The following is a 13,739-nucleotide window of genomic DNA, read 5'->3' on the forward strand; positions in this document are numbered from 1 at the left end:
CAGGGATTCAGCGCCACAACCCCGCTCCCTGAGAGAACAGTTGCATCAGGGTCGGCCAGGGCGGCAGCCAGGGCGACAGGCCCAGCACCATCAACAACATCAGTACGGAATTGCCCGGTTCACGATAGTCGAACAGCTTGAAGGCAGTACCGAAGGAGCGCTTGAGCCGTGAACCGACCAGATCGACGCTGTACATCTCGTCAAGCAGCAGATGGATCAATGCCCCCAGCGTCAGCGCCAGCCCCTGGGCCCAGGCCATTTCGGCGCGCTGACCGAGCCACTGGAAGCTCACCGCCGCCGTCACCGCACCGCACATCGCACTGGCCAGCAGCGAGTGCCAGATGCCCCGGTGCACGGTGAAACGCTTGAACACCTCGCCGGACACATAGCGCACGCCCACGTACAGCGCACCGCAGCTCACTACCAGCGCGCCGTTGGTCAGACGTGTCTGCAGCAACAGGGCACCGGCGATCACCGCCAGTACGGCCAGCAGGGTGAAGATCAGACGGATCGCCCGGGAATGATCGGAATCGATATCGGGAAGAATGCCCCCGAAGGCCACCAGCAATGCCAGCGGCAGCGCCTCGGTGAAGGACCACATCCCGATCTGCCAGCCACCATAGGCAGCCGCGGCTCCGCCAGCGGCGGCAACACTGAAATGTGTACGGAAATCGGCCATAACCCGCCTATGCGAAGAATCTCGAAGCAATACTGGATGAAAAACCAGATTATCGCTTGGCGGGGTTCGGGAAAACAACGAGTTGCAGAAGAAAAAGCCGCGACTGGAGAGCCGCGGCAGACGCAAGGTCAGAGGTCCGGCATCACTGCCCTTCCGCCAGATGCTGATCCTTGAGCTTGACGTAGTTGCCGGCCGAGTAGGTGAAAAAGGCGCGCTCGCTATCCTTGAGCGCGCGCAGCGGCTTGGCCGGATTGCCGGCATAGACATGCCCGCTGTCCAGAGTCTTGCCCGGCGTGACCACGGCACCGGCAGCGATGATCACCTCGTCCTCGACCACCACACCATCCATCACCGTCGCCCCCATGCCCACCAGCACGCGGTTGCCGATCGTGCAGCCATGCAGCAAGGCCTTGTGCCCGATGGTCACGTCCTCGCCGATGGTCAGCGGATGCCCGCCGGGGTTGAAGTCGCTGGCGTGGGTGATGTGCAGCACGCAGCCATCCTGCACGCTGGTACGTGCCCCGATGCGGATACGGTGCATGTCGCCGCGGATCACCGCCATCGGCCATACCGAGCAGTCATCGCCCAGCGCCACGTCGCCCAGCACCACGCTGGTGGAGTCGACGAAGACCCGTTCGCCGAGACGCGGCGTCAGGCCCTGAAAAGTGCGAATCGTCATGTTCGTGCCCTCCGATATTCTTGCGACCGTCACGCAGTCGGTTCTTCATACTCTTACAGCAGGCCGGAAGCCAGCACCACTACCACCAGCGGAATCGACACGTAGCGCACCAGCATCCGCCAGGTCCTGAAGCCACGCGACCCCGTATCCAGTGCCCGCATGGTCACGTCACGCGGCAGCACCCAGGCGGCGAAGATGGCGATGAACAGCCCGCCGACGGGCAGGAAGACATCCGGCGGCACCGTGGTCACCAGATCGAAGAAGGTCATCTCGCCGATCCAGTGCACCTCGGCCATGCTGGAGAACGACAGCACCGACAACAGCCCCACCGCCCACACCAGCACGCCCACGATGGCTGCCGCATGACCGCGCTTCAGACCGGCCGCGGAGAGCATCGCCACCATGGGTTCGGCCAGGTTGATCGACGAGGTCCAGGTCGCCAGCAACAGCAGCAGGAAGAACGACCCCAGCCACCAGGTGCCGCCCGGCAACTCGGAAAAGGCGATGGGCAGGGTGACGAACATCAGGCCCGGCCCCTCGGCTGGATCCATGCCTTGGGTGAACACCACCGAGAAGATGGCGATGCCGGCCAGCAATGCCACCGCCACATCGAGTACCGCCACCGCCGTCACGGCACGCGGCAGGCTCTGATGATCGGGCATGTAGGCACCGTAGGCCATCAGCGCGCAAGCCCCTACCGCGAGGGTGAAGAAGGCGTGTCCCATGGCATTGATGACCACGCTCAGCGTGATGGCCTCGGGATTGGGCGTGAACAGCCAGGCCAGTGCAGTGCCGAAACCCTCGGTGGTGCCGGCATAGACCGCCAGTACCACGAGAATCAGATAGAGCAGCGGCATGAGCAGGTTGTTGAGCTTTTCCAGCCCGCCCGAAACCCCCGCGGCCACTACCGACATGGTCAGCAGCATGAACAGGGTATGGTTGAAGATCATGCGCAGCGGGTCGGCGAGAAAGGCGTCGAAACTGCCGCCGATCTCGGCCGGCGTGCGCCCGGCGAAGTCGCCCTTGAAGGCATCGATCAGGTACTCGATCGACCAGCCCGACACCACCGCATAGAATGACAGAATGAAGAATACCGTGATGGCACCGAACAGCCCCAGCCAGCGCCAGTGCGGTGTGGCACCGGCCTGATGGGCCAGATAGGCGAGCGCCTGCATGGGGCTGCGCCGCCCGGCACGCCCGATGAGGATTTCCGCCATCATTACCGGCAGCCCCAGTACCACCACGAAGAAGACGTACAGCAGCAGGAAGGCGGAACCGCCGTTCTCGCCCGTCATGTAGGGAAAGCGCCAGATATTGCCCAGGCCGACAGCGGCCCCGGTTACCGCCAGGATGAAGGCACGCCGCGAACTCCAGCGCTCCACCGTTTGACTCATGTTCCTGCCTCTTGTCATGTCGCATCATCGATAACCCACGCGCGGCGCAAGCCTAGCAGGCAGGCTGCCCCCGGCCAATCGGCGCAGGCGTGCTACGTTGAAACCAACGGCACAGGCCCCCATCTAACCGCTATACAACCGTGATCCAACGAGGTGCCCATGTCCCGTAATCCCCTGCTCGAACAGCATACCCTGCCGCCGTTCGGCGAGATCCAGCCGGAGCATGTGGTTCCGGCCATCGAAAGGATCCTCGACGACAACCGCCGGGCCATCGAGGCCTTGGCCAAGCAGGATGACATCCGCTGGGACACGCTGGCCGCGCCGCTGGAAGCGCTCAATGATCGCCTGTCGCAGGCCTGGTCGCCAGTCTCGCACCTCAACGCGACGATGAACTCCGACGCTCTGCGCGAGGCTTACCAGGCCTGCCTGGCCAAACTCTCCGAGTACAGCACCTGGCTGGGCCAGAACAGCGCCCTGTTCGAGGCCTTTCAGCGCCTCAAGGAGGGTCCCGGGTACGCGACGCTCAGCGAGGCCCAGCAGCGCTCCATCGACAACACGCTGCGCGATTTCCGCCTGGCCGGCGTCGATCTGCCGGAAGAGAAGAAGCGCCGTTACGGCGAGATTCAGGCACGCCTGTCGGAGCTTTCCAACACCTTCTCCAATCACATCCTCGACGCCACCCAGGCGTGGCACAAGGATATTGCCGACGAGGCCGAGCTCACCGGACTGCCCGACAGCGCGCTGGATGCACTCAGGGCCAATGCCGAGGCCAAGGGTATCGACGGCTACCGCATCACCCTGGATTTCCCGAGCTTCTTCCCGGTGATGTCCTATGCCCAGAATCGCGAGCTGCGTCGCGAGGTGTACACCGCCTTCGTCACCCGCGCCTCCGACCAGGGGCCCAACGCTGGACAGCACGACAACGCCCCGGTGATCGAGGAGATTCTCAAGCTGCGTCGCGAACTGGCCGAGCTGCTGGGCTTTGCCACCTATGCCGACTATTCGCTGTCGACCAAGATGGCCGATTCGCCCGATCAGGTGCTGGGCTTCCTGACCGACCTGGCCCAGCGCGCTCATCCGCAGGCCCAGAAGGAGTTCAACGAGCTGCAGGCCTTCGCCAAGGAGACGCTGGGGATCGAGACGCTCGAGCCCTGGGATGTGGGCTACGCCAGCGAGAAGCTGCGCGAGGCACGTTACGCCATTTCCCAGGAGCAGCTACGCCCCTACTTTCCTGCCCCCAAGGCCATCGAGGGGCTGTTCCAGGTAGTCAAGCGCCTCTACGGCGTGGACTTCGCCGAGGATGACAGCGCGCCGCGCTACCACCCCGACGTGCGCTACTTCAATATCCTCGAGAACGACACGCCCATTGCCGGCTTCTATCTCGACCTGTATGCCCGCGAAGGCAAGCGCGGCGGTGCATGGATGGACGAATGCCGGGTGCGTCGTCGCCGCGAGGATGGCAGCCTGCAGCTGCCTGTCGCCTATCTTACCTGCAACTTCACCCGCCCGGTGGGAGGCAAGCCGGCACTGCTGACCCATGATGAGGTGCTGACGCTGTTCCACGAGTTCGGTCACGGACTGCATCACATGCTGACCCGACAGGACGTCGCCGATGTCTCCGGCATCAATGGGGTGGCCTGGGACGCCGTGGAACTGCCCAGCCAGTTCATGGAGAACTTCTGCTGGGAGCGCGAGGGGCTGGACCTGATCGCCTCTCACGTCGATACCGGCGACAAGCTGCCCGACGAACTGCTCGAGAAACTCCAGGCGGCGCGCAACTTCCAGTCGGCGATGGGCATGCTGCGCCAGGTCGAGTTCTCGCTGTTCGATTTCCGTCTGCATCATGAGTTGGCGGCTCCCAGCGCGACAGACGTCCAGGCGTTGCTCGACGGGATCCGTGATCAGACCTCAGTGGTGCCGCGCGCTGAGTTCAATCGCTTCCAGAACGGTTTCAGCCATATCTTCGCCGGCGGCTATGCCGCGGGGTACTATAGCTACAAGTGGGCCGAGGTACTCTCCGCCGATGCCTATAGCGCCTTCGAGGAGGCCGGAGTCTTCGATGCCGCGACCGGAAAACGCTTTCGCCAGGAAATTCTCGAACGCGGCGGTTCCCGAGATGCCGCCGAGCTGTTCAAGGCCTTCCGTGGCCGCGAGCCCAGCGTCGAATCGCTGCTGCGCCATTCCGGCATCGAGGATAACGCCGCCGCCTGACGCTGATCCGCCCACCCTCTATCACGCGCCGGGGCAGCACGCCCCGGTATGCGTCTTGTCAGGAGTTCGCCATGGCGACTACCAAACGTTTCATTGCCGGTGCCATCTGTCCGCGCTGCGCAGCCATGGACCGTATCCGGTCCTGGGAGCAGAACGGCGTTCGCTACCGCGATTGCGTGTCCTGCGACTTCTTCGAGCAACTGCCCATCGAGAACGACGCGACGCTGCAGGAACCGGAAACCCGCATCAGCCGCACGCGCGAGCCCTCGCGCGACAACAGTGACTTCCAGGCGGTGAAGATTCTCGATCCCAAGGGTCCGGGCAAACCGCGTTAATCCTCTCGTCCCGCCAGCCTCCTGCGGGAGGCGTTTGTATCGCCGTTGTCTATCCGCAGTGGTCTCGCGGTCCGCCACACTCTTCGCTCCCTTTCTCTTTTGATCCAGGTCATGGCCGGTACGGACATGCCTGGCGGGGCCATCCTCGCGACGGTAATAATCGCGCCGAACCCGCCAGTACCACCTTGTTTCTACAGGTGCTCAGGGTAGAGACGGAGAACGGAACATGATGACAGCTCGTGTCCTGGCGCTGACGGCAGGTCTGTTGAGTGGCATGACAGCGCTGGGGGCCACGGCACAGCCGTCAGCGGATGATCGGGAGCTGCTCACGCGGGGCGAATACCTGGCCCGCGCCTCAGACTGCATCGCCTGTCATATTACCGAGGGCGGCAAGCCTTTTGCCGGCGGGCTCGCCTTCGAGCTACCGTTCGGCACGCTCTATTCGCCCAACATCACTCCCGACAGGGAGACCGGCATCGGTGACTGGAGCGACGATGACTTCGTCAACGCCATGCAGAAGGGCGTCGGCAAGGATGGCAGACACTACTATCCGGCCTTTCCTTACACCTCCTATACGCTGATGTCCCGCGATGACATTCTCGCCATCAAGGCCTACCTGTTCAGCCTCGCGCCGGTTCACCAACCCAACCGGGAAAACGATATCGCCTTTCCCTTCAACCAACGCTGGGGCATGGCGCTGTGGAACTGGCTGTTTCTCGATGACGAGCGCTTTCAACCGGACCCGGCCCGCTCCGATACGTGGAATCGTGGCGCCTACCTGGTCCAGGGGCCGGGACATTGCGGTGAGTGCCATACGCCGCGCAACCTGTTTCAGGCGCGTGATGAATCGCAGTATCTGGCGGGAGCGATCGTTGACGGCTGGCATGCCTGGAACATCACCTCCGACCCGGAAGGCGGTATCGGCGCCTGGCCGGACGAGCAACTGGTGTCGTATCTCTCCATCGGCCGTGCCTGGCGCTACGGTGTGGCCGCCGGTCCCATGGCCGAGGTGGTCAGCCACAGCCTGAACCACCTGAGCGAGGCCGATATCCAGGCCATCGTCACCTACCTCAAGAGTGTCCCGGCGCAACCGGCCGAGGTGACACGCCCGCCCGAAAAGGCACTGTCCAGCCACATGCCGGCCGACAGCGAACATCCGCTGGGTGTGCAGGTCTTCGCCAAGGCCTGTGCCAATTGTCACACCTGGGATGGACGCGGCACGCGTTCGGCCTACGCCGCCCTGATCGGCCTGCGTACGGTGCATGACCCCGATGCGGTGAACCTGGTACAGGTCCTGCTCGAGGGTGCCGATCTGCATATTCGCCAGGGAGCCGCCTACATGCCCGGCTTCGACACCGGCTACTCCGATGAGGAGCTTGCGGCGGTGAGCCGCTTCGTACTCTCACACTTCGGCTCGGTCGAAAGCCCGCTAGACGCCGCGACGATCGCCGAACGGCGCGAGCCCTGAGACACGCAGCCCGGCTTTTCCGTATTTCTCCCCCGTACGCCTTCGCCTTATGGCGGAGGCGTTTCGTCAGGCCTCGCAAGACACGAGCACGTACACTGGATATCGGAACCGATACGCCAGCGTGACGCACCGCTGTTTCATCCGGGCGAAATGCTCCCCCGCTTATCCGATTGAAGCATCAACCGCTTCAGTACGTTACGATAAGGACAAATCGTTAGGCGGCAAACTGACGCCTGACAATCAACAAAGGATGTTTCCCCAATGCTGACGCTGAATGTGAATGGCGAGTCCCACCAGGTCGACGTGCCTGAGGACATGCCGCTGTTGTGGGTGCTGCGCGACGTGCTGGGAATGACCGGCACCAAGTACGGCTGCGGTATCGCCCAGTGCGGTGCCTGTACCGTGCATGTGAACGGAGAGGCCGTGCGCTCCTGCGTACTGCCGGTGGCCGGGCTCGGCGACAAGCCCATCACCACCATCGAAGCGGTCGGCCAGTCGGACCTGGGCAAGCAGGTGCAGGAAGCCTGGCTCGCGCACGAGGTCGTACAGTGCGGCTACTGCCAGTCGGGACAGATCATGTCGGCGGTCGCCCTGCTCAACGACACGCCGCAGCCCAGCGACAAGGAGATCGACATGGGGATGGCCGGCAACATCTGCCGCTGCTGTACCTATACCCGCATTCGTGGCGCCATCAAGAGCGTGGCCACGCGCTGATGACAAGGACGACATACATGCATAAGGATGACGCCAAGCTGCAATCCCCCGAGCGTCGCCGACTGATCAAGGTCAGCGGCCTCGCCCTGGGCGGTCTGATGATCGCCACTTGGCTGCCACCGGCGATACGCAAGAGTGCCGCCACGGAGATCCTCGAGGAGGAGCCGGGCGACGACGTGCCGCCGCCGCCCACGGCGCTGGGGGCGTTCGTGCGCATCGATCGCGCAGGAAACGTCACGCTGATCACGCCCAAGATCGAGATGGGCCAGGGCGTGCAATCCTCGCTGGCCGCGATGCTCGCCGAGGAACTCGAGGTGGGGCTGGACCGGGTGACGCTACAGGAGGCTCCGCCGAACGAGGAGTTGTACGTCGATCCGATCCTCCACTTCCAGGCCACCGGTGGCTCGACATCGACGCGCAGCTTCTGGGAGCCGCTGCGCACCGCCGGCGCGGCCGGGCGTCTCATGCTGATTCAGGCGGCAGCCAGTCAGTGGAACGTCGCCGCCGATACCTGCCAGGCGCGCAACGGCATCGTCTACGGCCCCGACGATCAGCAACTGGGCTACGGCGAGCTGGTCGAGGCCGCCGCCGAGCTGCCGGTCCCCGAGCAGATACCGCTGAAGACGCCGGACCAGTTCCGCCTGATCGGCAAGCCGCTCCCGCGCCTGGACACGCCGGCCAAGGTCGATGGCTCGGCCAGGTTCACCATCGACCTGCAATTACCGAACATGAAGATTGCCACCTCGCTGACCTGCCCGGTGCAGGGTGGCCGACTGGCCTCGCTGGACGATCGTGCCGCTCTCCAGGTTCGCGGGGTACGCCAGGTGGTCAGGCTCGACGATGCCGTGGCGGTGATCGGCGATCACATGTGGGCGGCGATTCAGGGCATCCGGGCACTGGACGTGGAGTGGGATCTGGGTGACAACGCCCGGCTCGATTCCGCCCGGATCGAACAGGCGCTGCGCGACGCCGCCTCACGCGACGGAGCGCTGGCCACCAATACGGGCGATATCGACACCGCGTTGGAAAACGCCGCCAGCCGGATCGAGGCGGAGTACGAAATGCCGTTTCTCGCCCACTCCGCGCTGGAGCCGATGAGTTGCGTGGCCGAGGTGCGTGGCGATACCTGCGAGCTGTGGGTCGGCACCCAGGTCCCGGTGATGGCCCAGGCGGCGGCGGCCGAAGCCGCGGGTGTGGCGCAGGAAAACGTCATCGTCAACAACCAGTTGATCGGCGGTGCCTTCGGCCGGCGCCTGGAGAGCGATTTCGTCGCCCAGGCCGCGGCCATCGCCCGGCAGGTCGATTATCCGGTCAAGCTGGTGTGGACCCGCGAAGAAGACACCACCCACGATCTGTACCGTCCGCACTATCTCGACCGTTTCACCGCCGCGGTGGACGAACAGGGCATGCCGACCGGCTGGAGACACACCATAATCGGCGGCTCGGTCATGGCGCGCTTCAGTCCGCAGGCCCTGGGGGAAAACGGCCTCGACCCCGACGCCATCGAGATTTCCGCCGAGCCGCTGTATCGCCTGCCCAACCTGCACGTGCGCTACGTTCCCGAGAACCCGCGGGCCGTCCGCGTCTCCTGGTGGCGCGGCGTGGGGCAGCTGCACGGCGTCTATGTGGTGGAGAGTTTCATCGACGAACTGGCGCACGCCGCCGGACAGGATCCGGTCGATTACCGCATGGCCTTGCTGGAAGCGCATCCCCGCGCCCAGGCGGTGCTCAGACGTGCCACGCAGGAAGCCGGCTGGGGCCAACCGCTGCCGGAAGGACGCGGACGTGGCGTGGCCGTGCACGGCGTGTTCGGCAGTTACGTCGCCACGGTGGTGGAGCTGACCACCGATGCCCAGGGCGGCCTGCGCATCGAACGCCTGGTGTGTGCCGTCGACTGCGGTCTGGCCACCAACCCCACCTCGGTCAAGTCGCAGATCGAGGGAGGCACGCTGTTCGGGCTTTCCGCCGCCCTGTTCAATGAAGTCACCGTCAAGGAAGGCCGTGTGGAGCAGAGCAACTTTCACGATTACCGGCAGATACGCATGAGCGATGCGCCCCCGGTGGAAGTCCACCTTATCGCGAGCCAGGCCTCGCCCGGCGGTATCGGCGAAGCCGGCACCGCCCTCATCGCACCGGCGCTGGTCAACGCGCTGCATGCCGCGGCCGGCCGGCGCATTCGCCGCCTGCCACTGTCGCGTGCCGGTTACCATGTCGTGGCAAGGGAGGCCTGAACATGAAGACAGCAAGACGTCTCGCCCTGATCGCCGGCCTGCTGGGCTGCGCTTCCGGCGTTGCCAGCGCGCAGCAGTCCCAGGAGAATGGACGGAGTCTGATCGAACGTGGCGAGTACCTGACCCGCGCCGCCGATTGCCTGGCCTGTCACGTCACCGAGGAGGGCAAGCCCTATGCCGGTGGAGTGGCGTTCGAGCTGCCCTTCGGCACGCTCTACTCGCCCAACATCACTCCCGACGAGGAGACCGGTATCGGCACCTGGAGCGATGACGACTTCGTCAACGCCATGCAGAAGGGCGTCGGCAAAGGCGGCAAGCACTACTATCCGGCGTTCCCCTACACCTCCTATACCCTGATGTCGCGCGACGAGATCCTCGCCATCAAGGCCTATCTGTTCAGCCTCGAGCCGGTCCACCAGCCCAACCGGGAAAACGACATCGACTTTCCCTTCAATCAGCGCTGGGGAATGATGTTCTGGAACTGGCTGTTCAATGATGACGAGCGTTTTGAGCCCGACCCCGACCAATCCGATGAATGGAATCGCGGAGCCTATCTGGTTCAGGGACCGGGGCACTGCGGCGAGTGTCACACGCCACGCAACCTGTTCCAGGCCACCGATGATTCCAAGGCTCTGGCCGGAACAACCATCCAGGGCTGGCGGGCCTGGAACATCACCGGCGATCCCGAAAGCGGCATCGGCGCCTGGCCGGACGAGGCGCTGGCCGCCTATCTCGCCACGGGGCATGCCGAAGGTTATGGACTGGCCGGCGGCCCGATGGCCGAAGCGGTCAATCACAGCCTGCGCCACCTGAGCGAGTCCGATATCCAGGCCATCGTCACCTATCTCAAGAGCGTTCCGGCGCAACCTTCCGACGTGACGCGCCCGCCTGAACAGGCACTGGCCAGTGGCGCTCCGGCAGACACCGCGCATCCGCTGGGGCTCAAGGTGTTCGCCGATGCGTGCGCCAGTTGCCATCTCTGGGACGGCAGCGGTCGTCAGGGCCCCTACGCTGCATTGCGAGGCCTGCGTACGGTCAACGATCCACAAGGTACCAACCTGGTGCAGGTCCTGATCGAAGGAGGCGAGCTGCACACCGCACAGGGCGACGCGTCCATGCCCAGCTTCGACGAGGGCTACTCCGACGAGGAACTCGCGGCGGTGAGCAACTTCGTGCTTTCCCACTTCGGCTCGGTCGAAGGCAAGCTCGATGCCGAGACATTTGCCGAACGCCGTCAGGAGTGATACGCAGCACCAGGGCGTAATTCACCTCGCAAAAAAAGCCTCCCGATGGGAGGCTTTTCTGATTCCGGCGGTGCTCCGGTTTCTGCGGGCCGGCTGCGCCCGGTCAGAAGAGGCGAGCCGCTCTATTGCTGGACGACACCGCAGGCGACACGGCTGCCACCACCGCCCAGCGCGGGCTGGTCGGAGTAGTTGTCGCCCCCCTCGTGTACCATCAGCGCATGGCCCTCGAGATCGGACACCTTCAATCGCGGGGCCACGACCGGCGTGGAGGCGTTGCCCTGCTCGTCGACCATCAGTACCGGCAGGTCGCCCAGATGGCCATCGCCATAAGGCCCGGCATGAGTGCCGGTATTCTGCGGGTCGAAGTGTCCGCCGGCGGCCGCCGCAGCCGTCATCTCGCCATCCTTCTCCTGAGGCTCGCAGCTCGCGTTCTGGTGGACGTGAAAGCCATGCATGCCCGGTTCGAGCCCGGACAGATCCGGGGTCAGCTTCAAGCCATATTCACTGTCTTCGACATGAACGGTGCCGATACTGTTGCCGACACCATCCTTGCTGACCTTGTGCATTTCGATGTCCTGAGCCGCTTGTGCGGTACCCGCCAGCAGCAAGGACGTTCCCAGCCCTGCCATCAGATGTGCTAAGCGTGCCATGTCTCTCTCCTTCATGGGTTCGACGTGCAACGCTATCAGGCTAGTCAAGGCAACGAAGGTGAGCCAATCCTTGCGTTCAGTTCAGATTATCGAGAATGCGCAGCACCGGTGCGGACTGGTTGAGGGTGTAGAAATGCAGTCCCGGCGCGCCGCCCTCGAGCAGGCGCTGGCACAGCCGGGAGACCACCTCCTCACCGAAGGCGCGGATACTCTCGTTGTCGTCACCATAGGCCTCGAGCTGCTTGCGGACCCAGCGGGGAATGTCGGCACCGCAGGCATCGGAGAAGCGCGCCAGCTTGGTATAATTGGTGATCGGCATGATTCCCGGGATGATGGGAATCTCGACACCCAACGACCGGGCCCGGTCGACGAAATGAAAATAGGCATCGGCGTTGAAGAAGTATTGGGTGATGGCCAGGTTGGCGCCGGCTTCGGCCTTGCGGACGAAGTTTTGCAGGTCGTGCTGGAAACTGGCGGCCTGGGGATGCGCCTCGGGGTAGGCCGCCACGGCAAGCTGGAAATGCTCGCCGGTCTCCTCGCGGATGAATGTCACCAGTTCGTTGGCGTAGCGCAGTTCGCCGATTCCCCCCATGCCGGAGGGCAGATCGCCACGCAGCGCCACCAGGCTATCGATTCCCTCTTCGCGGTAGCCGTCGAGCAGCTCGCGCAGCTCGCTCCTGCTGCTGCCGACACACGACAGGTGTGGCGCAGTGTTCACACCGCTTTTGCGGACGTCGCGTACCGTACGGGTCGTGCGCGCCTGCGTCGAGCCACCGGCACCGTAGGTCACGGAAAAGAACTTGGGCCGACGAGCGGCAAGAGCATCGCGCACGGCGGTCAGCTTTTCCTGCCCCGCCTCGGTGTTGGGCGGAAAGAACTCGAAGCTGATGCCCAGCGGATGTTCACGTGTCGCCATCGATATAACCCTCTTTTTCTCTACCTGCCCGAACTCGCGAGCAGCCTGACCTGAACGTTCGATCGCTCGATGTACGCAAGGCGCGGCGATCAAAAACGCATTGTGCCGTCTGCCGCTCGCCTCTGACCAATGAAAGTTTCGCGCCCTGTTCATTAGCCGCGGTCATACAGAGGGCGACCGCTCAGCCGTGACGGCCGGCTCTGTCATCGCAGTCGCCTCCCGTCAGGCAGTCGCGTCCTTCCAGTTGCAGCGTGACATGCGTGATCCCGAAGCGCTCGCTGAGCAGCGTATAGGCACGTCGCGTGACGGTTTCGTGTTCGGCTTCGTCGTCTACCACCAGATGCAGGCTGAGCAGCGGCTGCTGGGGAGTCAGCCCCCAGAGATGCAGGTCGTGCAGGCTCTCGACGCCCTCGAGGTCTTCGAGTTCACGGCGGATCTGCACGGTGTCCAGCCCCTCGGGCGTGCCTTCCAGCAGGGTATGGCCGGAGCGACGCAGGATCTTCCAGGCGGCACGCAGGATCAGCGCCGCGGCAAGCATCGACAGGAGCGGATCGGCGGCATTCCAGCCGGTGGTCATGATGATCAGCGAGGCAGCGATTGCCGCCACCGAGCCGAGCAGATCGCCGATCACATGCAGTACCGCGCCGCGCAGGTTGAGATTCTCCTGATCACCGCCGTGAAGGATCTTGAACACTATAAGATTCACCAGCAAGCCGAGTATCGCAATGGCCATCATCGGCCCGGCCAGCACGTCCACCGGCTGTGTGAAACGCTGGACAGCGGCGATGAATATCCATACCGCAATGCCCAATAGCGTCAATCCGTTAATGAAGGCTGCCAATACCTGGAAGCGTTGGTAACCGAAGGTGCGCCGCTTGTCCGGCGCCTTGTTGCCCATGTAGAAGGCGAATAGGGCCAGCCCCAGCGAAAAGCTGTCGCTGAACATGTGACCGGCGTCGGCCAGTAGCGCCAGCGATCCCGCCATCCAGCCACCGATCACCTCGGCGAGCATGAATCCCGCCGTGATCAGCATTGCCCAGCGTACACGCCTCTCGCTGTCGGACGTCACCGTGGGGGCATGCTCGTGATCATGATCGTGGGCGTGCTCGTGATCGTGGGCCGGACCCGACGTGTGGCTGGAGCCGGCCGGTGAAGAATCATGATGTGCCATGAAGACTCCCGGGCAGAGAATAGACTTCCAGTCTATCTGGCTGAAGT

At 64.0% G+C, this 13,739-nt stretch carries 12 protein-coding genes; 6 read left to right on the top strand and 6 right to left on the bottom strand.

Annotation, left to right across the window (positions count from 1 at the left end; translation table 11 throughout):
- Positions 1–7: 7 nt before the first annotated feature.
- The 3 genes from ACYQ12_RS17510 to ACYQ12_RS17520 form a co-directional block, all read right to left on the bottom strand.
- Positions 8–679: a metal-dependent hydrolase gene (locus ACYQ12_RS17510; protein ID WP_459874203.1), complete on the bottom strand. Its 672-nt coding sequence runs from the start codon at positions 677–679 to the stop codon at positions 8–10.
- A gap of 142 nt (positions 680–821) precedes the next feature.
- Positions 822–1,358: a gamma carbonic anhydrase family protein gene (locus ACYQ12_RS17515; RefSeq protein ID WP_459874205.1), complete on the bottom strand. Its 537-nt coding sequence runs from the start codon at positions 1,356–1,358 to the stop codon at positions 822–824.
- Positions 1,359–1,411: 53 nt separating this feature from the next.
- The gene (locus ACYQ12_RS17520) at positions 1,412–2,752 is read right to left on the bottom strand and encodes a sodium-dependent transporter (protein ID WP_459874207.1); all 1,341 of its coding nucleotides are present in this window, start codon (positions 2,750–2,752) and stop codon (positions 1,412–1,414) included.
- Positions 2,753–2,911: 159 nt separating this feature from the next.
- Here ACYQ12_RS17520 and prlC point away from each other — a divergent pair, with 159 nt between their 5' ends.
- The 6 genes from prlC (at position 2,912) to ACYQ12_RS17550 (ending at position 10,955) form a co-directional block, all read left to right on the top strand.
- Positions 2,912–4,963 carry an oligopeptidase A gene (gene prlC, locus ACYQ12_RS17525; RefSeq protein ID WP_459874209.1) on the top strand — a complete coding sequence of 684 codons (2,052 nt, stop codon included), beginning with the start codon at positions 2,912–2,914 and terminating at the stop codon, positions 4,961–4,963.
- 71 nt (positions 4,964–5,034) lie between these two features.
- On the top strand, positions 5,035–5,298 hold the full coding sequence (locus ACYQ12_RS17530) for a YheV family putative zinc ribbon protein (RefSeq protein ID WP_459874211.1): 264 nt from the start codon (positions 5,035–5,037) through the stop codon (positions 5,296–5,298).
- A 226-nt stretch (positions 5,299–5,524) separates the two neighbouring features.
- Complete coding sequence (locus ACYQ12_RS17535) at positions 5,525–6,766, top strand: c-type cytochrome (protein ID WP_459874214.1); 1,242 nt, start codon at positions 5,525–5,527, stop codon at positions 6,764–6,766.
- A gap of 261 nt (positions 6,767–7,027) precedes the next feature.
- The gene (locus ACYQ12_RS17540; RefSeq protein WP_459874216.1) at positions 7,028–7,480 is read left to right on the top strand and encodes a (2Fe-2S)-binding protein; all 453 of its coding nucleotides are present in this window, start codon (positions 7,028–7,030) and stop codon (positions 7,478–7,480) included.
- A 17-nt stretch (positions 7,481–7,497) separates the two neighbouring features.
- The gene (locus ACYQ12_RS17545) at positions 7,498–9,711 is read left to right on the top strand and encodes a xanthine dehydrogenase family protein molybdopterin-binding subunit (RefSeq protein ID WP_459874218.1); all 2,214 of its coding nucleotides are present in this window, start codon (positions 7,498–7,500) and stop codon (positions 9,709–9,711) included.
- 2 nt (positions 9,712–9,713) lie between these two features.
- Positions 9,714–10,955 carry a cytochrome c gene (locus tag ACYQ12_RS17550; protein ID WP_459874220.1) on the top strand — a complete coding sequence of 414 codons (1,242 nt, stop codon included), beginning with the start codon at positions 9,714–9,716 and terminating at the stop codon, positions 10,953–10,955.
- Between the two features lie 122 nt (positions 10,956–11,077).
- On the opposite strand, the gene sodC is transcribed toward ACYQ12_RS17550, so the two are convergent.
- From sodC to ACYQ12_RS17565, 3 genes are all read right to left on the bottom strand, one after another.
- On the bottom strand, positions 11,078–11,605 hold the full coding sequence (gene sodC, locus ACYQ12_RS17555; protein WP_459874222.1) for a superoxide dismutase [Cu-Zn] SodC: 528 nt from the start codon (positions 11,603–11,605) through the stop codon (positions 11,078–11,080).
- Between the two features lie 76 nt (positions 11,606–11,681).
- Positions 11,682–12,521: a methylenetetrahydrofolate reductase [NAD(P)H] gene (gene metF / locus ACYQ12_RS17560; RefSeq protein ID WP_459874224.1), complete on the bottom strand. Its 840-nt coding sequence runs from the start codon at positions 12,519–12,521 to the stop codon at positions 11,682–11,684.
- Between the two features lie 181 nt (positions 12,522–12,702).
- The gene (locus ACYQ12_RS17565) at positions 12,703–13,692 is read right to left on the bottom strand and encodes a cation diffusion facilitator family transporter (protein WP_459874226.1); all 990 of its coding nucleotides are present in this window, start codon (positions 13,690–13,692) and stop codon (positions 12,703–12,705) included.
- Positions 13,693–13,739 lie beyond the last annotated feature (47 nt).

The organism is Halomonas shantousis, assembly GCF_054654615.1.

What these genes read in the sequence shown, in the direction of transcription:
- ACYQ12_RS17510 (WP_459874203.1), bottom strand. Translation starts at nt 679, where the DNA reads ATGGCCGATTTCCGTACACATTTCAGTGTTGCCGCCGCTGGCGGAGCC.
- ACYQ12_RS17515 (WP_459874205.1), bottom strand. Translation starts at nt 1,358, where the DNA reads ATGACGATTCGCACTTTTCAGGGCCTGACGCCGCGTCTCGGCGAACGG.
- ACYQ12_RS17520 (WP_459874207.1), bottom strand. Translation starts at nt 2,752, where the DNA reads ATGAGTCAAACGGTGGAGCGCTGGAGTTCGCGGCGTGCCTTCATCCTG.
- prlC (WP_459874209.1), top strand. Translation starts at nt 2,912, where the DNA reads ATGTCCCGTAATCCCCTGCTCGAACAGCATACCCTGCCGCCGTTCGGC.
- ACYQ12_RS17530 (WP_459874211.1), top strand. Translation starts at nt 5,035, where the DNA reads ATGGCGACTACCAAACGTTTCATTGCCGGTGCCATCTGTCCGCGCTGC.
- ACYQ12_RS17535 (WP_459874214.1), top strand. Translation starts at nt 5,525, where the DNA reads ATGATGACAGCTCGTGTCCTGGCGCTGACGGCAGGTCTGTTGAGTGGC.
- ACYQ12_RS17540 (WP_459874216.1), top strand. Translation starts at nt 7,028, where the DNA reads ATGCTGACGCTGAATGTGAATGGCGAGTCCCACCAGGTCGACGTGCCT.
- ACYQ12_RS17545 (WP_459874218.1), top strand. Translation starts at nt 7,498, where the DNA reads ATGCATAAGGATGACGCCAAGCTGCAATCCCCCGAGCGTCGCCGACTG.
- ACYQ12_RS17550 (WP_459874220.1), top strand. Translation starts at nt 9,714, where the DNA reads ATGAAGACAGCAAGACGTCTCGCCCTGATCGCCGGCCTGCTGGGCTGC.
- sodC (WP_459874222.1), bottom strand. Translation starts at nt 11,605, where the DNA reads ATGGCACGCTTAGCACATCTGATGGCAGGGCTGGGAACGTCCTTGCTG.
- metF (WP_459874224.1), bottom strand. Translation starts at nt 12,521, where the DNA reads ATGGCGACACGTGAACATCCGCTGGGCATCAGCTTCGAGTTCTTTCCG.
- ACYQ12_RS17565 (WP_459874226.1), bottom strand. Translation starts at nt 13,692, where the DNA reads ATGGCACATCATGATTCTTCACCGGCCGGCTCCAGCCACACGTCGGGT.